Genomic DNA, 322 nt, shown 5'->3' with positions numbered 1-322 from the left:
CAAATCGAATACACTGTAAAAAGTCCGTAAACTTTTGAGTATTAATAACTTATTTAATAATCGTCTCGTTTTAACGGGACACTAGTGAATCAAATTATAAACTTTTATAGAAACCTGCGTGTGGGCATGAACCATACTTACGGGTATCGAGATACCAGTTCATATCCTTCATAGGGATGTTGCGAGCCTCAATCTCACCCATCAGCTTGTCATAACTCTCCTCACGGACAGAACCACCGATAATCTCACCAATCTGTGGGAACAGTAGGTTGACTTCCTGAACAAGAACACAGAGGCAAAGGTTGTAGTAACCGGCTATGCT

Annotated in this window: 1 protein-coding gene; it reads right to left on the bottom strand. The window is 40.7% G+C overall.

The annotated features are described in order from the left end of the window. Nucleotides 1-94: 94 nt before the first annotated feature. Nucleotides 95-322 (bottom strand): amino acid--tRNA ligase-related protein (locus KSW37_RS15920; RefSeq protein ID WP_301331753.1); only part of this gene is annotated, 228 nt, incomplete at its 5' end.

The organism is Segatella copri (assembly GCF_019127135.1).
GTDB lineage: Bacteria > Bacteroidota > Bacteroidia > Bacteroidales > Bacteroidaceae > Prevotella.
Note: the sequence above shows the minus strand (reverse complement) of the source record. Positions and strands in the feature narration are given on the sequence as shown.